Origin of the sequence: Phyllobacterium zundukense, from assembly GCF_025452195.1 — a bacterium.
In the GTDB taxonomy this organism is placed as follows: domain Bacteria; phylum Pseudomonadota; class Alphaproteobacteria; order Rhizobiales; family Rhizobiaceae; genus Phyllobacterium; species Phyllobacterium zundukense_A.
This window is the reverse complement of record NZ_CP104973.1, coordinates 3,120,900-3,143,578: the sequence shown is the minus strand read 5'-3', so window position 1 is coordinate 3,143,578 and position 22,679 is coordinate 3,120,900. Positions and strand designations below refer to the sequence as shown.

Here is a 22,679-nt window from a genome sequence, read left to right as displayed (position 1 = left end):
CGTGAGCAAAAGATTCAATCGATACAACTGGGGCTGTGTCTGCAATGCGCGAATATTACACCATTACTGAACTGACGCGGGAGTTTGGCGTGTCCACGCGTACATTGCGGTTCTACGAGGATGAAGATCTGATTCACCCGGTCAGACGCGGACGGACCAGGCTGTTCCGGCCGTCCGACCGGCATTTGCTCAAGCAGATACTACGCGGCAAACGGCTCGGTTTTTCGATCGCCGAGATTCAAGAAATCATCCAGATGTACAAGGAGCCGCCCGGAGAAATGGGACAGCTGCATCTGATGATGAAGCGCGTCGAGGAAAAGCGCGCTGAGCTGCGCCAGAAGCGCAGGGACATCGAGGAAACACTGGCTGAACTCGATCAGGTCGAGGAAGGCTGTATCGAGCGGCTGGCGGAATTGGGAGTAAATACATAGCCCTTATTGCGGCGTGTTTTCCCGTGTGCAGATGCCGGCGATTTCCTGCATCTGTGAATCGTTTTGATCGCGCTTTCCCGCAAACATCTCATCGAAGATGCCCTGCGCTTCGGTCTGCCCGATGACGCAATCGCAGAACTTCTCGCAAAAAGCCTTGTCGTTGTCGTTCTGGCAGCTTTGCACACAGGCCTTGCCGAAGACCTCGCGTGGTGCCGGAACCGCCGGTGGGAACAGTTGCGAAATAAGAAAAACGCAAGCAATGATCACCGGCTGGTGGATCAGGTAGAAGGCAAGACTGTGCCTGCCGATGAAACGGAGGCCGCGATCGAGCCAGGATGGAGCGATGTTTCCGGCAAACAATTTGAGTGCATTGAAATGTTGCATCGTCTTGGCGAGCGCCATGCCTGCAAGAACAGCGCCGAACCATGGAAAGATCGGTACGTAATCGTTTGATCTTATGATGATTTCCGAGAGCCCGAGCGGCCAGAATACCGGCGCATCGAATGCCGGCGAGACGAAATAATGCGGAAGGGCAATGACCGCCCCTGCTGCCGCAGCAATAACCGGCGCAGGCAACCGCAAAAACAACAGTCCCAGAACACTCGCCGCCGCTATTTCGTGCAGGATCCCGAAAAACACGAAGCTCTGCGGCGTAACGTACATCGTGACGAGCGTAATCGCCAGTGCGGCAGCGACGATCTGGGCGAGGCGGATGCCAAACGAGCGCCAGCGAATGCCGCGACCATGCGCCAGCACAAGGCTGAAGCCGACAAGCGCGAGGAAAGTCGAGGCGATGACACGGGCATACAGTTTCCAGGCGCCATGGCCGGTTGTTCCGGGTTCGAGATAGCCGAAAAACTCGAAATCCCAGCCCGTGTGGTAGGTCGCCATGGCGATAAGGGCGATACCGCGCAATACGTCCAGCTTGCCGAGACGCGTCTTTGGGGGTGCATTCACAGTCTCGGTTCTATTCATGTGCGGGGAACTCGATCATTGCAGCAATTGGCGCAGGCTAGGCGACATGGCTGGCAAAATCCATGGTCTTTGGCTGACAAGCAACGGAAGATTTTTCTTACATATTCAACGGTTTCTGTGAAACGGACATATTATGTCGCTTGATCGACTGCTATCGCTCGTCGCGCAGCCGAAACTTCCGGCGACGCTCGAATCAATGCCCCCCAAAGTCATCCCAGTGATCAATCAAGTTCGCCATCCTATCTGGATTACCACGGCCAAGCGCCCGACGGCGCGGGTCTTCGCGATCCTCTTTGGCATCGAATCGATGGCACGGGCGATCATCACCAGTGTCGTGCCGATCCAGACCTACGATCTCATGCAGAGCGAGCGCGGCGTCAGTATCCTCTACACCTGCATGTCATTGCTTGGGCTGATCTCTACGCTCTCGATCCCGTTGCTCATTGTCCGGATTCCGCGACGCTGGGTATACACGGCCGGAACCGTGTCCCTGATACTCGGGTGCGTTGCCTTCGCGCTCGATACCCTGCCGGGGCAGGCGGCTGGCCTGTTCCTGCGCACGTTCGGCTCGGGAACGTTATCGATCACGCTCAGCCTCTACATCATGGATCATATCAAGAAGGGTGAACTGGTCCGCGCCGAATCCGTGCGAATGGCGACGGCAACGCTTGCGTGGACCGCCGGACCGTTTCTCGGCGTCTTCCTCTATACACAAGTCGGGATGGTCGCGCCGTTCCTGTTGTCGATAGGTTTCTCGCTGCTGCTGCTGACGCTGTTCTGGTATTTCCGCCTCAGCGACAATCCGGCGCTGCAGAAGGGGCCGAGCCGCCCGGCCAATCCCATCGCCAATGTGCGCCGCTTCGTCGTGCAACCGAGATTGCGGCTGGCCTGGCTGATCGCGTTTTCGCGCTCGTGCTACTGGAGTACGTTTTTCGTCTATGGACCGATCCTGATGGTCGCGACGGGGCAGGGCAATCTTGCCGGTGGTCTTCTGGTTTCGCTCGGCAATTTGTTTCTGCTCGGCTCCATCCTGTGGGGCAAAGTGGGCATGGCCAAGGGACTGATGCGGACGATTTCCGGTGTGTTTGTCTTGCTGGCCGTGGCGCTCATAGGAGCGGGCATTGCCGGCGAAAGATTTCCTATGCTGGCAGCGATCATGCTGCTTTTTGGAGCCTTTTTCTGCGTTGCTATCGACACCCTCGGCTCAACGACATTCATCCGCGCAGTCCATCCGCATGAACGGGCACAGATGACGGCGGTTTACCGGACCTATCTCGATTTTTCCGAGATATTGCCGGCATTTTTCTATTCGATCATCCTGACGTTTTTCCATTTCGGCTCGATCTTCATCGCGCTGGCAATGCTGATGATATTCACGGCCGTGTTCGTCTGGCGTTACCTGCCACGCGGCCTATAGGTCAGTACTGACGCTGTTTTGCATCAGCACATCGCGCGCCCTGGAAAAGAACTGGCGCCTGAGCAACACTATGGCGACCAGCGTCGTCGTGATCATGAACAGCACGGGATGAAGAAACCACCCGAGATATCCGATAGAAAAGAAGATGCCGCGCAAGCCACTGTTGAAATGCTGGCCGGCCTGGATATTGATCCCCGCCGCGCGATTGATCCCTGCAAGCACAACCGGATCGTCCGGGCCCTTGTCGCGCGCCATCGGAACGCTGCCGATCAGAATCGAACAATAATTGAAAAGACGATATGACCAGGCAAATTTGAAGAATGCATAGGCGAAGAGAACGAGAAGCCCGAGGATTTTTGTTTCAAACAATTGCTGGGTGGTATTGCCCAGGAACGGCAGGTCGTGAAACAGCGTCAGAACGCGGCCGGAGGAATTCAACAGGCCGAAACATCCGCCGATCGCCAGAATGGAGGTTGACGCAAAAAAGCCGGTGCCCTGCTGCAAACCGATCATGATGCTTGTGTCGATCATGCGCAATTCGCGTGTCGCCATGGTCGCCATCCATTGCCGCCGCGCCTGGTTCATCTCGTAGGTCAATGATTTTTTCCCCGCAAACCCGTTTGCGGTGGTATGGGAATAGAGCGCCCAGACAACGAAGAAATAGACCAGGGCGAGTATGTCGAGCCAATAGGATGTGTTCGGGGCAGCTTCCATTGGATCTCTCTTTAAGCAACAACTGACGATTCGAATGTACGTGAATTTGATAGGTTCGCAAATCTCGCGAACGAAGGGACTGCAGGCTTTTTCTTTGACTTTTGCGCCGGCTGACCTATGTCGTAGAAACGCAAGGTGAAGTCGGTGCCGGGCTGCGGCAAATGTCGCCAGCAGGCCATTATGCGGCGCAAGTGATTTCACCAATTCAAAGGCTGTAAATGTTTCTGTCGGTTTTCGATCTGTATAAAATCGGCATTGGTCCTTCGAGTTCCCATACGATGGGTCCGATGACTGCCGGCAGCCTGTTTCTTGAGGAACTCAAGAGCGGGCAATGGCCACGGCCGACCGGCGTCAAGGTGGATCGGTTGTGCGTTCATCTGCATGGCTCGCTGGCTTTTACCGGCATCGGCCATGCAACCGATCGCTCTGTCATTCTCGGGTTGTGCGGCCTGTTGCCGGCCACCGTCGATCCAAACCAGATGGACGCACTGCTCGAGACCGTGAAGCAGACCAAACGCATTTCGCCCGAAGGCCACCCGAGCTATCGCTTCGATCCGGCGACCGATCTCATCATGGATCGGCGGACGCCGCTCCCCGGTCACGCCAACGGCATGGCGTTTGAAGCCTATGACGTCGATGACCGGCTGCTCTTGCGCCGGATTTTCTATTCGGTTGGCGGCGGTTTCGTCGTGACCGAGGAAGAGCTCGAGGCTGCGAAAACTCGGACCGCGCCGAAGCCGGAACATCCGGTGCCTTTCCCGTTCAAGAATGCCGCTCAGATGATGAGCATGGCGAAGGAAAGCGGCCTTTCCATTGCTGAAATGAAACGCAGCAACGAAGAAGTCTTCATGAGCCGCGATGAACTGAATGCCGGTCTCGACCGGATCTGGGCGGCGATGCGCTCCTGTATCGATCGCGGCCTGGAGCAGGAGGGCATCATGCCGGGTGGCCTCAAGGTCAAGCGCCGCGCACGCTACCTGCATGATCGCCTGCAGGAAGAGTGGCGGCAAAACCGTATCAATCCGCTGCTTGCCAATGACTGGCTCTCTGTCTATGCGATGGCAGTCAATGAGGAGAACGCAGCGGGCGGGCGAGTTGTAACGGCGCCAACCAATGGTGCTGCCGGGGTCGTTCCTGCGGTGCTGCGCTACTATCTGCATTTCCACGACGATGCCGACGAAAACGGCATTCGTGATTTCCTGCTGACCTCGGCGGCTATCGGCGGGGTGATCAAGACCAACGCTTCGATCTCCGGCGCGGAAGTCGGTTGTCAGGGCGAAGTGGGTTCCGCATCCGCCATGGCTGCCGCCGGGCTTGCAGCAGTGCTTGGCGGTTCGCCTGAACAGATCGAAAATGCCGCTGAAATTGCGCTGGAGCATCATCTCGGCATGACCTGTGACCCGGTTGCCGGACTCGTGCAGGTACCCTGCATCGAGCGCAATGCGCTTGGTGCGGTAAAGGCGGTGACGGCAGCTTCGCTGGCGGTGAAGGGCGACGGCACGCATTTCGTGCCACTCGATGCCTGCATTGAAACGATGCGGCAGACCGGCGTCGATATGAACGAACGCTACAAGGAAACCAGTCTTGGCGGGTTGGCCGTTAATGTAGTGGAGTGCTGAAAAGACCTTTGCCAATCCCCCCTGATGGCCACCATTACGGCGCTTGCAAACAAGGCTTTGTGGAGAACTGGTCAGTTTTGATTGACGCCACAACCTGAGAGCGTAAATGCTTGGCTATGGCCCTCAATCTCGTAAAACTCTGTGTCGGATGCAGCGCGATCGAAGAACTCGCGGCGTGGATCGATTTCAAGCTCGACGAGCGCAGGCGGGCAGGGTTGCCGGCCGAACAATTTCATACAACCCGCATGGTACCAAAGCGCGTCGAGGAACTGCTCGATGGCGGATCGCTCTATTGGGTGATCAAGGGCAATGTCCAATGCCGTCAGCGACTGACCGACATCAGGACGTTTACCGACGATGAAGGTATCTCACGCTGCCACCTCGTGCTCGACCCGCGCATCATTCCAACGGAATGGCAGCCGCGCCGGGCATTTCAGGGCTGGCGTTATCTGACCAGCGAAGACGCGCCCTTCGATGAAGGATACGGCAAGATCGGGCGGGCGAAACTACCGCCAGAACTTCGCAACGAGCTTGCAGCTCTAGGCTTGCTCTAGGAAACCCGAAGTCTTACCGGCGACACGCCATTGCGGCTGTCAGCGTGTAAACGCAGCCGCACAGGCGGCATCGCGGCCCTGCGCGTGCGCGCAGCCTGGCAAAGCAGCACATTCACCAGATCCATGGTCTTGAAGGCAGAATTGCCCCGGCGCAGGTCGGCAATCTTCATTGCAGCCTGTTGCAGAGCTTGCATTCCGCCAAAAAATGGCTTGGTTTCTCTGGCTGTCGGATCAGCCGGCTCACGTATTTCTCTGGTACTGGACATTCGCAAAACCCTTTACGCTGTACAAATCGGGGTCTTTCAGATCGCGTGCCTTACGATTGCGGAGCAATGGCAAAGCAGTTGAATTTCTGGCGTTTCAGTGCCGCACAAGCAGTGTTGGCTTCCTTGGCGGAGGAGATGCCGGCAAAGCGAGCCCGGTGATAGGTTGTCGAACCCTTATGGAACTTTTCCGTATAGGGCGAGAGTGCTGCGATCGGACCGCCAACCTGTGCGGCGGCCTTGGATAGCATTGCCTTGGCTTCCTCGGAGCTGCCGACCGAAGCGATCTGCACCATCCAGCCGCCCGAAGGCGCCGATGCGGTAGTCACCGGATCGACCTCGTCTACATCGCCTTCGCCGATTTCAACCTTCGGTGATGGGGCAGGGACATGCAAAATACGTTCGGCTGGCGACGGGGTCGGTGCCGGCTCTGCATAGGCCGTCACGACCTCGGCGGGCTGTTCGACCGCTGCCTGCTCACGTTGAACAGGGATTGGCGCCTCGTTGCTCGCGGGGAGTTCAACAGCCGCGACCTCGACCTTGCTGTTCTTGCGCGAGGCAATCAGGTTGCCGCTGTCACGGCGCGACGCCGACGGAAGATATTTGGCAATGAGCCCGGCCATCTGGGCATCGCGTGCCGGCGTGCTGGACCCGCCCATGACGACCGCGACGAGCTTCTTTCCGTCAGTGCTGACCGACGAAACCAGGTTGAAACCGGAAGCGCGGGTATAGCCGGTCTTGATACCATCCACACCCTGGATCTTGCCGAGAAGGCGGTTGTGGCCAACGATACGGCGGCCACGATAGCTGAAGCTTCGGGTGGAGAAGTAGCTATAATACTGTGGAAAGTGCTCACGAAGAGCGACGCCCAGCAATGCGAGATCGCGTGCGGTCGAATGCTGGTTGGGGTCGGGCAGGCCGTTTGCATTGCGGAACTGCGTATTGCGCATGCCAAGTTGGCGGGCCTTGTCGGTCATCATCACGGCAAAGCGTGGTTCCGATCCACCAAGGAACTCTGCGATAGCTGTAGCCGAGTCGTTTGCGGACTTGGTGATAAGCGAGAGAATCGCAGCTTCCGCACTGATCGTTTGTCCGGGCTGGAAGCCAACTTTTGTGGGCGGCTGCGCTGCCGCGTAGGCGGAAACGGGGATAGGCGTCGATTTGGAAACCTTGCCAGATGCCATTGCGTCGAACAGCATATAGATCGTCATCATCTTCGTCAGAGATGCCGGGTAGCGCTGCGCATCCGCGTTGGATGAATACAGTGTCTTACCCGTATTGGCATCGACGACGATAGCCGCTTCTTTCGAAGCCGCGGCTGCCGAAGGCGCCTCAGCGATGTTTATCCCGGCGCCTAACAGCAGAGCCAGAAATGCATAACCCAATTTTTGTACGTAGTTGGAACCTTGGTGGGCCTTATGATGCACAATCAACACCTGCTCGAATATGCGCGTAGAAACTTTCCTGATGACCCTGATTCATCAGAACGAATTTTTTGACTTTAGTCGCACCAGCGTTACCAAACTGTTTATGGTAACCGGGCCGTTCACCTTTTCCGCAATATTTGGGTTAAATTTTAGATTAATATTGCAACGCGGTATAAATTTGACTTTTTGTGCACTGCACCCTACCTCTGGGTGGGTAGGAAATTTCAACTTTGAAAGGATCGACAAATGGCCACTCCGTTCGAAACCCTGAATGAGTCCGGCAAGGAATTCGCCAATACTGCGATGAAGAGTGTCTCAGCTCTCACCCTCGGATTGCAGACGATCGCCAATGAAGCGGCGGACTATTCCAAAAAGTCGTTCGAAGAGGGTAGCGTTCTGATCGAAAAACTGGCTACCACCAAATCGCCTGCACAGATATTCGAAACCCACAGCGTCTTTTCGAAAAAGGCATATGAAGCCTTTGTTGCTCAGGCGACGAAATTCGGCGAGCTCTACGCCAATCTCGCCAAGGAAGCATACAGACCCTATGAGGCAGCCGTAGCCGAGGTGACGAAGTAAATATCATCTACTTCACCACTAGAAAAAGCCCGGCTGCCACGTGCAATCGGGCTTTTTTTATTTCTGCGGGGCAATTCGGCCTTTGCAACCACAACTTGATATTGCAAGCTTCGGGAGAGGGCTTAAAATCAAGCCGGAGCGACCTACATAGAATGCATAGAGCGACACACTATGAGAATGCGGGTATCGGAAGAGATGAAGCGGTTTTCACCCATGATGCAGGATGAGGACAAGGGAAGCGGCAACGGGCCCGGTCGGGGAACGGCTGTCATAACCCGGACCAAACCCAAAATGAAGAAACCCAGCCTTTATCGCGTGTTGCTTCTGAATGACGATTACACGCCCATGGAATTCGTCATTCACGTCCTGGAGCGGTTTTTCCAGAAGAACAGAGAAGATGCTACGCGCATCATGCTCCATGTGCATAATCATGGGGTCGGAGAATGTGGTGTCTTTACCTATGAGGTCGCGGAGTCCAAGATGACACAAGTCATGGACTATGCGCGGCAAAACCAACATCCGCTGCAATGCGTGATGGAGAAAAAGTGAGGTTTCATGCCATCTTTCTCACCTAGTCTGGAGCGCGCCCTGCATCAGGCGCTGACAATTGCCAACGAGCATCATCACGAATATGCGACGCTGGAGCATCTGCTTCTCGCGCTGATCGATGATCAGGATGCAAGCAGTGTCATGCGTGCGTGCAATGTCGACTTGGCTCAACTGACGCGAACCGTGACCGACTACGTCGACAACGAACTGGATAACCTTGTCACCGGTTACGATGAGGATTCCAAGCCGACTGCGGCTTTCCAGCGCGTTATCCAACGTGCAGTCATTCACGTCCAATCCTCCAACCGCGAAGAAGTGACCGGAGCCAACGTTCTCGTTGCTATTTTTGCCGAACGCGAAAGCCATGCGGCTTTCTTCCTGCAGGAACAGCAGATGACCCGCTACGATGCGGTCAACTACATTTCCCATGGAATCTCCAAGCGCCCCGGCGCCTCGGAGCCGCGCACGCCGCTTGGAGCTGAAAGCCCGAGCGAAGATAATCATGCCGCCGAGTCGGAAGAGGGTGCGACCAAGAAGAAGCAGGATGCCTTGTCGGCCTACTGCATCAACCTCAATGATCGCGCCAAGGCGGGCAAGATCGATCCGCTTATCGGCCGTGATCAGGAGATCAACCGGACGATCCAGATCCTTTGCCGCCGTTCGAAGAACAATCCGCTTTACGTCGGCGATCCCGGCGTTGGCAAGACCGCCATTGCCGAAGGTCTCGCCAAGCGCATCGTCGAAGGCAAGGTTCCAAGCGTCCTCAGCGATGCGACCGTATTCTCGCTGGATATGGGCACATTGCTTGCGGGTACACGCTATCGCGGTGATTTCGAAGAACGTTTGAAGCAGGTCATCAAGGAGCTCGAAGAGTTTCCGGGTGCGATCCTGTTCATCGACGAAATCCACACGATCATAGGTGCCGGAGCCACGTCAGGCGGTGCGATGGATGCATCCAATCTCCTGAAGCCAGCGCTTTCGACGGGTGCCATTCGTTGCATCGGTTCAACGACTTACAAGGAGTTTCGCCAGTTCTTCGAGAAGGACAGGGCGCTTGTGCGGCGTTTCCAGAAGATCGATGTCAATGAGCCGTCGATCCCCGATGCAATCGAGATCATGAAGGGCCTGCGTCCGTATTTCGAAGACTTCCACAAGGTCAAGTACACAGTGGAGGCGATCAAGTCGGCGGTCGAACTTTCAGCGCGTTACATCAATGACCGGAAATTGCCGGACAAGGCGATCGATGTCATCGATGAGACCGGTGCCAGCCAGATGCTGTTGCCGGAAGCGAAACGCAAGAAGTCCATTGGCGTCAAGGAAATCGAAGCAACCATCGCCACGATGGCCCGCATCCCGCCGAAGACTGTTTCGAAAGATGACGAGGCTGTGCTCTCCAATCTCGAGGCAGAACTGAAGCGTGTCGTCTACGGTCAGGACCTAGCGATCGAAGCGCTTTCATCCTCGATCAAGCTGGCACGTGCCGGCCTGCGCGAGCCGGAAAAGCCGATCGGATCCTACCTGTTCTCGGGTCCGACTGGCGTCGGCAAGACCGAAGTCGCCAAGCAATTGGCTGCCTCGCTCGGTGTGGAACTCCTGCGTTTCGACATGTCGGAATATATGGAGCGTCACACGGTATCGCGCTTGCTCGGTGCACCTCCCGGTTATGTCGGGTTTGATCAGGGCGGCCTTCTGACCGACGGTGTCGATCAGCACCCGCACTGCGTGCTGCTGCTCGATGAAATCGAAAAGGCGCATCCGGACCTGTTCAATATCCTGTTGCAGGTCATGGATCACGGCAAGCTGACTGATCACAACGGCAAACAGATCGATTTCCGCAATGTGATTCTGATCATGACGACCAATGCGGGCGCGTCCGATGCGGCGAGAGCGGCAATCGGCTTCGGTTCGTCGCGTCGTGAAGGCGATGACATGGAAGCGATCAACCGGCTGTTCACGCCGGAGTTCCGCAACCGTCTCGATGCGATCATTCCGTTCGGTGCATTGCCGGTTCCGGTTATCCATCAGGTGGTGCAGAAGTTCGTCATTCAGCTTGAGGCACAGCTTGCCGACCGCGGCGTGACGTTCGATCTTCAGCAGGAGGCCATCGCCTGGCTGGCAGAGAAGGGCTACGACGACCGCATGGGCGCCCGGCCGCTTGGCCGCGTCATTCAGGAGCACATCAAGAAGCCGCTGGCCGATGAGGTGCTGTTTGGCAGGCTGAAGAAGGGCGGTACAGTCCGCGTTTCGGTTGCCGAGAAGCCTGATGGTTCGAAGGGTCTGGTTCTCGACTACATCGCCGACGAAGTGGTGGTGAAGCCGAAGAAGGAAATACCGGTCGAAAAGAAGCCATTGGCGAAGAAGAAGCCGGCACCGAAGAAGCCGCTTGAAAAAGCGGGGGCCGATGTGTCGGCCAGCAGGAATGTCGCTTCGCTGCCACCCAAGGCGTCTGTACCAAAAGTGCCGCGGAAGAAATAATCAAAAAGGCCACCTTCGGGTGGCCTTTTTCTTGATGGCATCCATTCTTCCGTTTATCGCTGAAGGCATGGCTGATTCCGGATTGCCCTCCCACCATGCGGATGAGAACCTCAGAACTCGTTTTTCGTGGTTTCTGTCAGGCGCATCCCTGATCACAAGCATTCCCGCGTTGATCCTGATGACAGCGCATGTGGGCTTTGCCGGATTTGCCAGTGAAAATGGCGTTACCCTGCTACAGGCGACGTTCATGGTCGCCATCATATGGGCTCTTCCGGCCAATATCGTTCTGATAGGTGCAATTGCGGGCGGTTATTCGCTGTTCGGCGCGGCAATTGCGGTCGGCCTGTCTTCAATCCGCCTGATGCCAATGGTGGCGGCCTTCGTGCCGGAAATGCGCGGGCCCAAGACGCGGAAGATTACCTTGTTGCTCCTGTCGCATTTCATTGCCGTCACTGCTTGGGTAGTCGGCATGGAGCGGCTCAAGCATGTTCCGCGCGATATGCGCACGAGTTATTTCGCCGGTCTGGGCATTACGTTGACGTTGACCAACACGCTCGTGGTGGCTGTGGTCTATGTTCTCTCGACCGACTTTCCGCCTATGGTTTTCGCTGCGTTGTTCTTTTTGACGCCAATGTATTTTTTGACCTCGCTGTGGGGCTCGGCACGCGATCGATCGGTCCATGTTGCCATGGTTTCGGGCCTGTTGCTCTTTCCGGTAATCCATTCGATCGCACCTGCCTATGATCTGCTCTTGACCGGCGTTGCCGGAGGGATTGTGACCATGGCTTATGTGCATCTGGCCAAGAGGAGTGCCGCCGGATGACCTGGCAGAGCCTGACTGATTGGTGGTGGCCCTATCTGTTCATCCTGCTCGCAGGGTGGTTGCCCACCGACGTCTGGCGCTTCATCGGCGTGTTCATTGGTGGCCGGGTCCGGGAAGATTCCGAAGCTTTGATTGCAGTGCGAGCCGTTGCCACGGCGCTTGTCGCAGGGGTCATCGCCCAATTGATACTCTACCCGAGCGGGGCGCTGGCGGAGACCTCTGTGTTTCTTCGGATAGGTGCAGCCGCAGCAGGCTTTGTTGCATATCTCGCTCTCGGCAGACGTGTGATCATCAGCGTGATCGCCGGCGAAGCCGTCCTGCTCTGCGGGTTGCTACTTACCTAGAGCCTGCCTGATCTTCTCCGCGTTTTCGGCGAGGACGTTCTGATCCTCCATCTGTCCGGTATGCGGCCGCAGCGCGACGCCGTCAAAACGCGGAATGACATGGAAATGCAGATGGAAAACCGTCTGCCCGGCGGCTGGTTCGTTGAACTGGATGACAGTGACACCATCGGCGTCGAAAGCCGCTTTGACCGCGCGTGCGAGCTTCTGCGTGGTTTTGATGACGGCTGACAGGCTGGCTTCGTCAACATCCAGGATATTGCGGAACGGCGCCTTGATTATCGCAAGGCAATGACCTTTGCCTTGCGGCATGACGTCCATGAAGGCATAGGTTTCCTCATCTTCGAAAAGCTTGTGTGACGGGATTTCCCCACGCAGGATCTTCGCGAATATGTTGTTTGCATCATAGGGTGGGGTCATGGCGTACCTCTTTATTGGTCGGACTTCTTGAAGGGCGTGTGCTCGTTGAGAACATGATTCATCAAGGCGACATCCTCGCGCTCACGCTCAAGAAAATCATCGATGGCGCGCCGTAGTCCTGCATGGGCAAGATAATGCACGGAATGCGTTGTCACGGGTAGATATCCACGTGCAAGCTTGTGCTCACCCTGAGCGCCGGCCTCGACGACACGCAGTTTTCTTTCGATAGCAAAGTCGATCGCCTGATGATAACAGACCTCGAAATGCAGGAAACGGTGGTCTTCGATGCAACCCCAATGCCTGCCGAAGAGCCGATCCGATCCGATGAAGTTGATCGCTCCAGCAATGTATCGCCCGTCGCGCCGCGCCATCACCAGCACGATATCGTCGGGCATGCGCTCGCCGATCAGCGTGTAAAACTTGCGATTGAGATAGGGGCGTCCCCATTTTCGGCTACCGGTATCCATATAGAATGCAAAAAAAGTATCCCAGATTTCCGGGGTGAGCTGGCCGCCGGTCAACCAGTCGATGCTGATGTCGTCGGCGAGGGCTCCGCGGCGTTCCTTCTTCAGCGCTTTGCGTTTGCGCGAGGCGAGCGTTGCCAGAAAATCATCATAGGTCGAATAGCCTTCATTGAAGAAATGAAACTGCTGATCGATGCGATGCAGGAAATCGGCGTCGGTGAAGGCAGGCAGATCCGTTTCGGTGACGAAGGTGGAATGGGCTGACGAAACGCCGAGTTGAGTGGTCAGCTGGCGCAGACCATTGGCGAGAGCAGCCCGAACCGCGTCGCCATCCCGATCGCGCCGAACCAGCAAACGCGGACCTGTAGCTGGCGTGAAGGGAATACTCGCCTGCAATTTGGGATAATAGCGACCACCGGCCCGCTCGAACGCATCGGCCCAGCCGTGATCGAAGACATACTCGCCCTGGCTATGGCTCTTCAAATAGCAGGGGACGGCACCGATCAAAGTGCCACAACCATCCTCCAGGCGTAGAAACTGCGGCAGCCAGCCGGCCTTGCGCGCGACACAACCGGAATCTTCGAGCGCAGACAGGAAGGCATGCGACAGGAAAGGATTGTAATCGGGCGCCCCGCGCGATGTCCCGGAGAGCTCTGACCACTCCGTTTGCGTGAACGCGCCAACGCCATCGCAGACGCGCAAGGTGAAATCGCCTCGATCAAGATTTGGCATTTTTGAGTTTGGCTTCCTGATTGGGCGACAATGTTGAAAAACGGCCTTGCTGCCCCTTTTAAGCTAGGTATTTTGCCAAACGATACAAGAGCAAGCCAGGTTTGGGTTCAAGCTGCCCGCGGATCAAATCCCTCAAAAGTGATTTGATCGACAAGGGCGTCGCTGACGGCTTTTTCGGCGGCGCTCCTTACCGTCCAGGAGATGACAGGCATGTCCATCGTTCCCCGGACAAGTTCGACAAAACGGTTTTCCAGATGGCGGACGTTGTAGGAGACAAAGTCGATACCGTAGGCCAGCATGGAAAAATGCGCTTCGAGATCCTCATCGCGAAGACCCTCGGCGGTCAGTCCGGCGGGAATGCCCGGCGCGTCTTTGCCGAAACGGCGGATCAGGTGGTGATCGAAGGACATGATGGCTGCCAGGCCGTCATATTCGGCTAGATCGTTGGCAACCGCCTTTACCAGGCCCTCATCGCGCCCGGGAATTCCCTTGAGTTCGATGACGATGGGCACGCGGCCGTCAATCAACTTGAGGGCCTGAGCCAGCGTCGGCACATGATCCTGTGTGCCGCCGACACGAAGTTTGCCGGCTTGCTCGGCTGTCAGCTCGTCGATAGTGCCTTTGCTCCCTGTCACCCGGTCGAGCGTACCATCGTGGAAGACAATGGCTTTGCCGTCAGCAGAGAGATGGACGTCGCATTCGATGGCAAAGCCGGCGCCTGCGGCGGCGTCAAACGCCGACAAAGTATTCTCCCAGCGCTTGTTGTTCAGATCGTGCAGACCGCGATGTGCGATCGGCACGCTTTTCAACCAATCAACAGAAGGCATGTTCAACGAACCTCGATAATGGCTTCGATTTCGACGGGTGCGTTCAGGGGCAGGGCGGCCGTGCCGACCGCCGAGCGTGCATGACGGCCTGCATCGCCCAACACGGCGACGAGTAGATCCGAGGCGCCGTTGGCGACGAGGTGCTGTTCGATGAAATCCGGTGTCGATGCAACGAACACGGTAATTTTCACGATCCGCATGATCCGTTCGAGATCGTCCAGTGCCGCTTTCGCCTGCGCCAGAATATTGATCGCGCAGGCTTTGGCTGCTTCCTGGCCTTGTGCGACGTTCAATTCGGCACCCAAAAGCCCGGCGTGGATGAGCTTTCCGCCTGCCAGCGGCAATTGCCCAGATGTCAAAAGCAGTGAACCAGTCTGGGCAAATGGAACGTAATTGGCTGCCGGTGCGGCTGCGACAGGCAGCGTTATACCAAGCTCCTGCAAGCGTTTTTCGATGGTGCTGGTCATGGGATTATTTCCTTATGTTTCCGGAATCGCGAGCGATTGTGAACGAAGTTGCGATTTTTGCCTCGCTTCCGCCAAGAGTTATTTTAATATGCACGTTCAAATATTGGAGAATCTTGTCGATGCGCATTCTACCTGTTGTTGTTTTCAGTCTCGGTGCCTTGGGCCTGACCGGCTCCTCAATGGCTTTTGCGGCTGGAACCGCGACTCTTGTTCCGCATCGCGCCATTTACGATCTCAAACTGGACAGCGCGCAGGACAGTAGCGGGATTACGGGTTTGACGGGCCGCATGGTCTATGAATTCAACGGCTCGGATTGCGAGGGCTACACGACGAATTTTCGTTTCGTCACCCGCGTTGACATGGAAGAACAGCCTCAACGGGTGACTGACCAACAGACGACGACATTCGAGTCCGGCAACGGCGACAAATTCCGCTTCGTCAACAAGACATTCGTTGACCAGAGCTTGACCAAGGAGGTGCGCGGCGACGCTGCACTGCTCAAGGACAAGACGGAAATTTCGCTGACAAAGCCGGAGGCAAGCAAAGAAGATCTCGAGCTATCACAGTTTCCAACGCGCCACATGCAGGATTTGATCTCCAAGGCGTTGGCAGGGGAAGTTTTCTACCAGACAAAGCTGTTCGACGGATCGGAAGATGCCGATAAGGTAATGGCGACGACGGTCGTTATTGGCAAATCTGCGGTTTCCGATGATGACGAGACAAAGAACATGGGCCCCCTGGCAAAAGAAACGACGTGGCCGGTTTCGATTGCTTATTTCGACGACAATGAGAAGACGGAGGGGCTGCCGAGCTACCGGATCAATTTCAAGATGTATCGCAATGGCGTGACGCGCGATCTCAAAATGGACTATGGCGATTTCTCCATGACGGGGAAGCTCGTCAATCTGCAGCTGTTCGACGCCCCGAAGTGCACGAAGTAGGTGCTATGCCAGACGATAAACAGCAATCCCAAGGAATAGCATTACTGGGCGGCAATTCCATTGTGCGTGGTTCGACAAGCTCACCATGAGGGAAGTTGTAGGCCGCATAACTAATTGCCGCCATTGCGGAACATGACTCCGTGCAAGCGCCCCACCTCCCTCATGGTGAGCTTGCCGAAACACGCACTTGTTTTTGCGACATTAAAATGCACGACTCTGAGTTTTATCGCCCTCGCACTTGCGTTTGTGACGATTATCCATTAACAGCCGCTTCATTCCACACACGGGATTTGGGTTGATATCGGGAGAAATCCGATATGGCCTCCGGTGGCGGGTTTCCCGCCTCTTCCCGTGGAGGTTCAACCGGAAAAGGAAATACAAGAGATGGCATTGCCTGATTTCAGCATGCGTCAGCTCCTTGAAGCTGGCGTTCACTTCGGCCACCAGACACATCGCTGGAACCCGAAAATGGCACCATACATTTATGGTTCCCGCAACAACATTCACATTCTCGACCTGGCTCAGACCTATCCGCTGCTCAATACAGCGCTGAAGAAGGTTTCGGACACCGTTGCCCGTGGCGGCCGCGTTCTGTTCGTTGGCACCAAGCGTCAGGCGTCGGACATCATCGCCGATGCGGCAACGCGTTCGGCCCAGTATTACGTCAATGCCCGCTGGCTCGGCGGCATGATGACGAACTGGAAGACGATTTCGAATTCCATTCAGCGTCTGCGCAAGCTCGACGAACTTCTTTCCGGCGAAGCACAGGGCTTCACCAAGAAGGAGCGTCTGAACCTCGACCGTGAGCGCGAGAAGCTCAACCGCGCACTTGGCGGTATCAAGAACATGGGTTCGGTTCCGGATCTCATCTTCATTATCGATACCAACAAGGAAGCCATTGCCATCCAGGAAGCCAAGCGTCTTGGTATCCCGGTCGTTGCAGTGATCGACTCGAATTGCGATCCGGATCAGATCGATTTTCCGATCCCTGGCAATGACGATGCGTCGCGCGCGATTTCGCTTTATTGCGATCTGATTGCCAAGGCAGCACTCGATGGCATCCTGCGTCAGCAGGGTTCGCTGGGCATGGATATCGGTGCACAGGAAGAAGCTCCTGTCGAGCCTGCGCTCGAAGTTCCGGCTGAAGCTTCGGCAGAAGCTCCTGCTCAGGAAGGTGAAGCCTCCGCTTGAGGCTTCATACACCCGTCGTATCGGGTGATTAACAATGATTCGATTGGCGCATAGCGCGCCGCAAAGTTGGCATGCTGGTTTTTCCAGTATGCCTTCGCTTTGAGAAGAGGCGACTAGAATGAGCATTACTGCTGCACAAGTAAAAGAACTTCGCGAGATTAGCGGCGCCGGCATGATGGACTGCAAAGCGGCCCTGACTGAAACCAATGGCGACATGGAAGCCGCTGTCGATTGGCTGCGTGCCAAGGGTATTTCGAAGGCAGACAAGAAGGCCGGGCGCACGGCTGCCGAAGGTCTCGTTGGCGTTGCATCGAATGGCAAGAAGGCTGTTGTTGTAGAGGTCAACTCCGAGACCGATTTCGTAGCCCGCAACGACGCATTCCAGGATATTGTCCGCAACGTTGCCAATGTGGCGTTGACGACGGATGGTTCGACTGCTGCGGTTGCAGCTGCGACCTATCCTTCATCGGGCAAGTCGGTTGTCGATACGATCAAGGACGCCGTTGGTACGATCGGTGAGAATCTGTCGTTCCGCCGCTCGGCAGCGCTGACAGTCAATGAAGGCGTTGTCGCAACCTATATTCACAATGCTGTTTCCGACGGTCTCGGCAAACTTGGCGTTCTGGTAGCGATCGAAACTTCCGGCAACGCCGATGTCGCACAGGCTTTCGGACGTCAGGTCGCAATGCATGTCGCGGCGACCAACCCGCTTGCCCTGACTGCCGCCGAGGTCGATCCAGCTGCTGTCGAGCGTGAAAAGGCAGTCTTTACCGAGTCGGCCCGTCAATCCGGCAAGCCTGAAAACATCATCGAGAAGATGGTCGAAGGCCGTCTGCGCAAATTCTACGAGGAAGTTGTGCTTCTCTCGCAGGCTTTCGTCATCAATCCGGATCTGACCGTCGAGGCTGCTCTTAAAGAAGCCGAAAAGACGATCGGTGCACCGGCCAAGATCACGGCATTCGTCCGTTTTGCCCTTGGCGAAGGCATCGAGAAGGAAGAGACCGACTTTGCAGCGGAAGTTGCCGCAGCTGTGAAGAAGTAACCTTAGACAGCTGAAATCAAAGGGCATCGCGTGACAACGCGGTGCCCTTCGTGTATCCGGAATTCGAAACGACGTTGAGGAAGGTTCCATGGCTGGTACGGCAGTTTACAAACGCGTTGTGCTCAAAGCCTCAGGGGAAGCTCTCATGGGCGATCAGGGCTTCGGCATCGATGTGGCTGTCGCCGATCGAATTGCCAGCGATATTGCGGAAGCTCGTGCATTGGGTGTGCAGGTTGGCGTGGTGATCGGCGGCGGCAATATTTTTCGCGGCGTAGCTGTAGCCTCCAAAGGTGGAGACCGGGTTACCGGCGACCACATGGGCATGCTGGCAACGGTGATCAACTCTTTGGCGCTGCGCACTTCTCTGGTGAAGCTCGGCATCGACACGGTTGTCCTTTCGGCGGTTACCATGCCTGAATTCTGCGAGACGTTTTCGCAAAGGCTGGCGACCGAATATATGGACATGGGCAAGGTTGTGATCTTTGCCGGAGGTACTGGCAATCCCTTCTTTACGACCGACTCCGCAGCTGCGCTGCGTGCCGCTGAGATCGGGGCCGATGCCCTGTTCAAGGGCACCCAGGTTGACGGAATTTATTCGGCGGATCCTAAAAAAGACCCAAATGCGGTGCGGTTTGATCATTTGACCCACAAGGACGTGCTGGATCGCGGGCTCGCTGTGATGGATACGACTGCTGTAGCTCTTGCACGTGAAAATAATATCCCAATAATCGTCTATTCGATCCATGAAAAGGGTGGTTTTGCAGAAGTGCTACAGGGTAGAGGACGTGCAACGGTCGTATCGGACCATTGATTGTTCTGCCGGGCAGTTCCGCCAAGAATAAGGAGCATTGAGCATGAGTGATGCACTCGATCTGAACGACCTGAAGCGCCGCATGGACGGTGCCATACAGGCGCTGAAACACGATCTCGGCGGGCTGCGTACAGGTCGCGCTTCGGCAAGCCTGCTGGAGCCTATTACAGTCGAGGCCTATGGTTCGCAGATGCCTCTCAATCAGGTTGCCAATATCACTGTGCCAGAGTCGCGAATGCTCGCCGTGTCCGTCTGGGACAAGTCGATGGTTGGCAAGGTTGACCGCGCGATCCGCGAATCCGGTCTTGGCCTCAACCCGATTACCGACGGCAACAATTTGCGTATTCCGTTGCCTGAACTCAACGAGCAGCGCCGCAAGGAACTGGTCAAGATCGCCCATCAATATGTCGAGCATGCTAAGGTCGCAGCGCGTCACGTTCGCCGCGACGGCATGGACGAATTGAAGCGGTTGGAAAAGGACGGCGATATCAGTCAGGATGACAATCGTGTCCTGTCTGAAAAAGTCCAGAAACTGACTGATGACACCATTGCAGAAATGGATAAAGTCGTTGCTGTCAAAGAAGCGGAAATCATGCAGGTTTGAGAAAGTTTTGATCACCACTCGATGGATATGTGTTGCGTTTCCAGTGCTCCGGTTCTCGAATACCAAGCCACATGTCTCATGAGGTGAATTCTCGAATATGTCCGAACCGATAATTGCGTAAGCAGTCCCACTGGAGGTCAAAGCCAATGTCCAATCCGCGCCACATTGCCATCATCATGGATGGAAATGGCCGTTGGGCAAAGGCGAGGGGACTGCCGCGCACGGCGGGCCACAAGGCTGGCGTCGATTCGCTGCGTGAGGTTATCCGCGCCGCGGGCAAGATGGATATACCTTTCCTGACGCTGTTTGCGTTCTCGTCCGAAAACTGGTCGCGGCCGCGCTCGGAAGTGACCGATCTTATGGGACTTCTGAAACTCTTTATCAGGCGCGATCTCGCGGATCTGCATAGAGAGAACGTCCGGGTGCGGATCATAGGAGAGCGGCAGGATCTGGCCAAAGACATTCGCAGCCTCCTCGAGGAAGCGGAAACGCTGACGGTCAGAAATACCGGACTCACGCTGGTTATTGCCTTCAATTATGGTTCACGCAATGAAATAACCCGCGCAGTTCAGCGCCTCGTTGCGGATGTTGCATCGGGTGTTATCGCCCTTGGAGACATTACGCCCGAAGCCATATCGGTGCGGCTGGATACAGCCGATATCCCTGATCCAGATCTGATTATCCGTACCAGCGGTGAAATGCGCCTGTCGAACTTTCTTCTTTGGCAGGCGGCCTATTCGGAATTCATGTTCATGCCCTGCTATTGGCCCGACTTCCGGCCCTCGCATCTGGCTGAAGCCGTAGAAACATTCCAGATGCGTGAACGGCGCTTCGGCGGTGTGGCGGCGCAGGAAATCGCTCTGTGACCTTCAATGGTCTTTCCAATTTGCAAAAACGCGTTCTGAGCGCGATTGTCCTTATCGTCATTACGGTTGTTCTTACTTCGATCGGTGGATTTGCCTTCGGCATTCTGGCCTGCGCCATTGGCCTGAGCGTGTTTTACGAATGGCAGCTCATCACATTCCAGCGGTCGACATCCGTCACTCGCGGTCTGGTGTGGGTTTGCCTAGTCTGTGTAATGGTCGTCCTTCTCTTCACCCAAGATGTCTTGACCATGATCAGCGTGCTCTTTGCAGGCGCGGCGCTTGTCGCCGCGATAGGCGGGCGGTCCAATGGCTATTGGCCGGCGTTCGGCCTCATCTACTCCGGCTTTCCAGCCATCGCCCTGACATTGTTGCGCGGCGATACAGGCGATGGGTTTGCGGCAATCCTGTTCCTGTTTGCCGTCGTCTGGGCGACGGATATCTTTGCGTTTTTCAATGGTCGGGCGCTTGGCGGGCCAAAGCTGGCGCCACGCTTTTCGCCCAACAAGACCTGGTCAGGAGCAATTGGCGGCGCAGCAGCAGGAGTGGCGGCCGGCGTCGGACTTGCCGCCTTTATCACGCCGACGGGTAGCGTTTCCGTTCCACTGATCGCACTTCTATTGTCGATCATCGCCCAGATCGGCGATCTCGGCGAATCATGGGTGAAACGTCGATTTGGCATCAAGGACTCCGGCCAGCTCATCCCCGGTCACGGTGGTGTGATGGACCGGGTCGACGGGCTTGTAGCTGCTGCAGCATTGCTATACGTCATCGGGGCAATTCTGGTGACACCGGAAACGCCATACGACATTCTTTTCTAGCCGAGCGAACCCACAGGGCCATCTGACTGGCCCGGAGGATATATTGACAGAAACACTGCATACTCTCTTCGGTACCCAGAGCGTTTTGATCGGAACGATTCTGCCATTCCTGATTGTTCTGACCGTCGTGGTTTTCGTCCACGAAATGGGTCACTACCTTGTAGGACGGTGGTGCGGAATTGGCGTCCAGGCATTCTCCGTTGGCTTCGGGCCTGAATTGATCGGGTTCACCGATCGCAAGGGAACGCGCTGGAAACTTTCGGCAATTCCGCTCGGCGGTTACGTCAAATTTGCCGGCGACGAGGGCGTATCCAGCTCCGTAGGAACGCCGGCTGCAGCGATGACGCCGGAAGAGCGGGCGGTGGCCTTTCATACCCAGCCGGTGTGGAAGCGTGCCGCCACTGTCTTTGCCGGCCCCGCGTTCAATATATTGCTCACCGTTGCCATTTTTTCAGTGTTCTTCTCTCTTTATGGCAAGATGGTTGCGGACCCGATGGTTGCGGAAGTCCGCCCCGGTGGTCCTGCAGCAGTTGCCGGATTCCAGCCCGGTGACCGTTTCATCAGCGTAGATGGCGATAAAGTCGAAACCTTTTCGGACGTTCAACGTCACGTGTCTTCGCGTGCCGGCGATTCCATTAATTTTGTAGTGGAGCGCAAGGGCCAGGAAGTTCAATTGACCGCGACACCCGAGCTACTGGAGCAAAAGGACCCGCTGGGGAACACTATCAAGATTGCAGTGATCGGTGTGGTAAACAATCAGGAGTTGGGTAACTTCCGGCGGATCGAATACGGCCCTGGCGAATCAGTTGTTCAGGCTGTGCGTGAAAGCGGATTTATCATCGCCCGCACCGGTCAGTTTTTCAGCCGGTTCTTCGCGGGACGCGAAGACAAGTGCCAATTGGGAGGGCCCGTCAAGATCGCCACAATGGCAGGGCAAGCGGCTAGCCAGGGCGTTGATTGGCTTATCCAGCTAACGGCAATGCTGTCCATCGGTATCGGCCTGCTCAATTTGTTTCCCTTGCCGCCTCTCGATGGCGGGCATCTGGTCTTCTACGCCGCTGAAGCCGTCATCGGCAGGCCCGTCAGGCCGGCGGTTCAGGAGATTTTCTTTCGCGCCGGATTCTTTTTAGTCTTGGGATTCATGGGGTTTGTTGTGTTTAACGATCTTTTTGCTTGCAGATAGCAAACGTTAAACATTGATGAAAATTTGAGGCGCTGGCTGGTCAGGCGACATGATCTGTTTACTATAAGCTTCGATTGGCGTGGCATGGATGCCACGCTTTCTTGTGAAGTAAACAGATTTTAACCGTAAGCCTTGCGTGTATGTAA

The 22,679-nt window shown here is 56.0% G+C and carries 25 protein-coding genes; 17 read left to right on the top strand and 8 right to left on the bottom strand.

Features of this window, described 5'->3' with window-relative positions; genetic code table 11:
* Positions 1-44 precede the first annotated feature (44 nt).
* Positions 45-431 carry a MerR family transcriptional regulator gene (locus tag N8E88_RS27750; RefSeq protein WP_112529338.1) on the top strand — a complete coding sequence of 129 codons (387 nt, stop codon included), beginning with the start codon at positions 45-47 and terminating at the stop codon, positions 429-431.
* 3 nt (positions 432-434) lie between these two features.
* Here N8E88_RS27750 and N8E88_RS27745 read toward each other — a convergent pair whose 3' ends face one another.
* Positions 435-1,406, bottom strand: a complete 972-nt coding sequence (locus tag N8E88_RS27745; protein ID WP_262293382.1) for an acetyltransferase domain-containing protein — start codon at positions 1,404-1,406, stop codon at positions 435-437.
* 133 nt (positions 1,407-1,539) lie between these two features.
* On the opposite strand from N8E88_RS27745, the gene N8E88_RS27740 reads away from it, so the two are divergent.
* Positions 1,540-2,823: an MFS transporter gene (locus N8E88_RS27740; protein ID WP_262293381.1), complete on the top strand. Its 1,284-nt coding sequence runs from the start codon at positions 1,540-1,542 to the stop codon at positions 2,821-2,823.
* Here the strand turns inward: N8E88_RS27740 and N8E88_RS27735 are convergent.
* Positions 2,818-3,537 carry a DUF599 domain-containing protein gene (locus N8E88_RS27735; RefSeq protein WP_262293380.1) on the bottom strand — a complete coding sequence of 240 codons (720 nt, stop codon included), beginning with the start codon at positions 3,535-3,537 and terminating at the stop codon, positions 2,818-2,820. The two genes, N8E88_RS27740 and N8E88_RS27735, sit on opposite strands and share 6 nt — an antisense overlap.
* 218 nt (positions 3,538-3,755) lie before the next feature.
* Here N8E88_RS27735 and N8E88_RS27730 point away from each other — a divergent pair, with 218 nt between their 5' ends.
* Entirely contained in the window at positions 3,756-5,156 is a 1,401-nt protein-coding gene (locus N8E88_RS27730) for an L-serine ammonia-lyase (protein WP_262293379.1), read from the top strand.
* A gap of 116 nt (positions 5,157-5,272) precedes the next feature.
* Positions 5,273-5,710, top strand: a complete 438-nt coding sequence (locus tag N8E88_RS27725; RefSeq protein WP_262295662.1) for a DUF1489 family protein — start codon at positions 5,273-5,275, stop codon at positions 5,708-5,710.
* On the opposite strand, the gene N8E88_RS27720 is transcribed toward N8E88_RS27725, so the two are convergent.
* Positions 5,707-5,976, bottom strand: a complete 270-nt coding sequence (locus N8E88_RS27720; RefSeq protein WP_262293378.1) for a hypothetical protein — start codon at positions 5,974-5,976, stop codon at positions 5,707-5,709. The two genes, N8E88_RS27725 and N8E88_RS27720, sit on opposite strands and share 4 nt — an antisense overlap.
* Before the next feature lie 50 nt (positions 5,977-6,026).
* Positions 6,027-7,400 (bottom strand): D-alanyl-D-alanine carboxypeptidase, encoded by a 1,374-nt coding sequence (locus tag N8E88_RS27715; RefSeq protein WP_262293377.1) that lies wholly within the window; start codon positions 7,398-7,400, stop codon positions 6,027-6,029.
* Positions 7,401-7,646: 246 nt separating this feature from the next.
* Here N8E88_RS27715 and N8E88_RS27710 point away from each other — a divergent pair, with 246 nt between their 5' ends.
* From N8E88_RS27710 to N8E88_RS27690, 5 genes are all read left to right on the top strand, one after another.
* On the top strand, positions 7,647-7,979 hold the full coding sequence (locus N8E88_RS27710) for a phasin family protein (protein ID WP_262293376.1): 333 nt from the start codon (positions 7,647-7,649) through the stop codon (positions 7,977-7,979).
* Positions 7,980-8,174: 195 nt separating this feature from the next.
* Positions 8,175-8,528, top strand: a complete 354-nt coding sequence (gene clpS, locus N8E88_RS27705; protein ID WP_262295661.1) for an ATP-dependent Clp protease adapter ClpS — start codon at positions 8,175-8,177, stop codon at positions 8,526-8,528.
* A gap of 6 nt (positions 8,529-8,534) precedes the next feature.
* Positions 8,535-11,003, top strand: a complete 2,469-nt coding sequence (gene clpA, locus N8E88_RS27700; RefSeq protein ID WP_262293375.1) for an ATP-dependent Clp protease ATP-binding subunit ClpA — start codon at positions 8,535-8,537, stop codon at positions 11,001-11,003.
* Positions 11,004-11,037: 34 nt separating this feature from the next.
* Positions 11,038-11,826 carry an AzlC family ABC transporter permease gene (locus N8E88_RS27695; RefSeq protein WP_315975268.1) on the top strand — a complete coding sequence of 263 codons (789 nt, stop codon included), beginning with the start codon at positions 11,038-11,040 and terminating at the stop codon, positions 11,824-11,826.
* Complete coding sequence (locus tag N8E88_RS27690; protein ID WP_114430028.1) at positions 11,823-12,170, top strand: AzlD domain-containing protein; 348 nt, start codon at positions 11,823-11,825, stop codon at positions 12,168-12,170. Before N8E88_RS27695 ends, N8E88_RS27690 begins: the two co-directional genes overlap by 4 nt.
* Here the strand turns inward: N8E88_RS27690 and N8E88_RS27685 are convergent.
* The 4 genes from N8E88_RS27685 to N8E88_RS27670 all read right to left on the bottom strand — a co-directional run bounded on the left by N8E88_RS27685 (position 12,159) and on the right by N8E88_RS27670 (position 15,077).
* Positions 12,159-12,587: an HIT family protein gene (locus tag N8E88_RS27685; protein ID WP_262293374.1), complete on the bottom strand. Its 429-nt coding sequence runs from the start codon at positions 12,585-12,587 to the stop codon at positions 12,159-12,161. The two genes, N8E88_RS27690 and N8E88_RS27685, sit on opposite strands and share 12 nt — an antisense overlap.
* 11 nt (positions 12,588-12,598) lie before the next feature.
* Positions 12,599-13,783, bottom strand: coding sequence for a GNAT family N-acetyltransferase (locus N8E88_RS27680; RefSeq protein WP_262293373.1), 1,185 nt, complete (start codon positions 13,781-13,783; stop codon positions 12,599-12,601).
* Between the two features lie 107 nt (positions 13,784-13,890).
* Positions 13,891-14,610, bottom strand: a complete 720-nt coding sequence (locus N8E88_RS27675) for a glycerophosphodiester phosphodiesterase (RefSeq protein ID WP_262293372.1) — start codon at positions 14,608-14,610, stop codon at positions 13,891-13,893.
* Positions 14,611-14,612: 2 nt separating this feature from the next.
* Complete coding sequence (locus N8E88_RS27670; protein WP_262293371.1) at positions 14,613-15,077, bottom strand: RidA family protein; 465 nt, start codon at positions 15,075-15,077, stop codon at positions 14,613-14,615.
* Positions 15,078-15,196: 119 nt separating this feature from the next.
* Here N8E88_RS27670 and N8E88_RS27665 point away from each other — a divergent pair, with 119 nt between their 5' ends.
* From N8E88_RS27665 to rseP, 8 genes are all read left to right on the top strand, one after another.
* Positions 15,197-16,018: a cell envelope integrity EipB family protein gene (locus N8E88_RS27665; protein ID WP_410010625.1), complete on the top strand. Its 822-nt coding sequence runs from the start codon at positions 15,197-15,199 to the stop codon at positions 16,016-16,018.
* A gap of 384 nt (positions 16,019-16,402) precedes the next feature.
* Positions 16,403-17,209: a 30S ribosomal protein S2 gene (gene rpsB / locus N8E88_RS27660; RefSeq protein ID WP_262293370.1), complete on the top strand. Its 807-nt coding sequence runs from the start codon at positions 16,403-16,405 to the stop codon at positions 17,207-17,209.
* 118 nt (positions 17,210-17,327) lie between these two features.
* Positions 17,328-18,251 carry a translation elongation factor Ts gene (gene tsf / locus N8E88_RS27655; protein ID WP_262293369.1) on the top strand — a complete coding sequence of 308 codons (924 nt, stop codon included), beginning with the start codon at positions 17,328-17,330 and terminating at the stop codon, positions 18,249-18,251.
* Positions 18,252-18,339: 88 nt separating this feature from the next.
* A complete protein-coding gene (gene pyrH / locus N8E88_RS27650) occupies positions 18,340-19,062 on the top strand; it encodes a UMP kinase (RefSeq protein WP_114430038.1) in 723 nt (240 codons plus the stop codon).
* A 43-nt stretch (positions 19,063-19,105) separates the two neighbouring features.
* A complete protein-coding gene (frr, locus tag N8E88_RS27645; protein WP_262293368.1) occupies positions 19,106-19,666 on the top strand; it encodes a ribosome recycling factor in 561 nt (186 codons plus the stop codon).
* Between the two features lie 146 nt (positions 19,667-19,812).
* Positions 19,813-20,532 (top strand): isoprenyl transferase, encoded by a 720-nt coding sequence (locus N8E88_RS27640; protein WP_262293367.1) that lies wholly within the window; start codon positions 19,813-19,815, stop codon positions 20,530-20,532.
* Positions 20,529-21,350, top strand: coding sequence for a phosphatidate cytidylyltransferase (locus N8E88_RS27635; protein WP_262293366.1), 822 nt, complete (start codon positions 20,529-20,531; stop codon positions 21,348-21,350). Before N8E88_RS27640 ends, N8E88_RS27635 begins: the two co-directional genes overlap by 4 nt.
* 43 nt (positions 21,351-21,393) lie before the next feature.
* The gene (rseP, locus tag N8E88_RS27630) at positions 21,394-22,533 is read left to right on the top strand and encodes an RIP metalloprotease RseP (protein ID WP_262293365.1); all 1,140 of its coding nucleotides are present in this window, start codon (positions 21,394-21,396) and stop codon (positions 22,531-22,533) included.
* Positions 22,534-22,679: the final 146 nt, after the last annotated feature.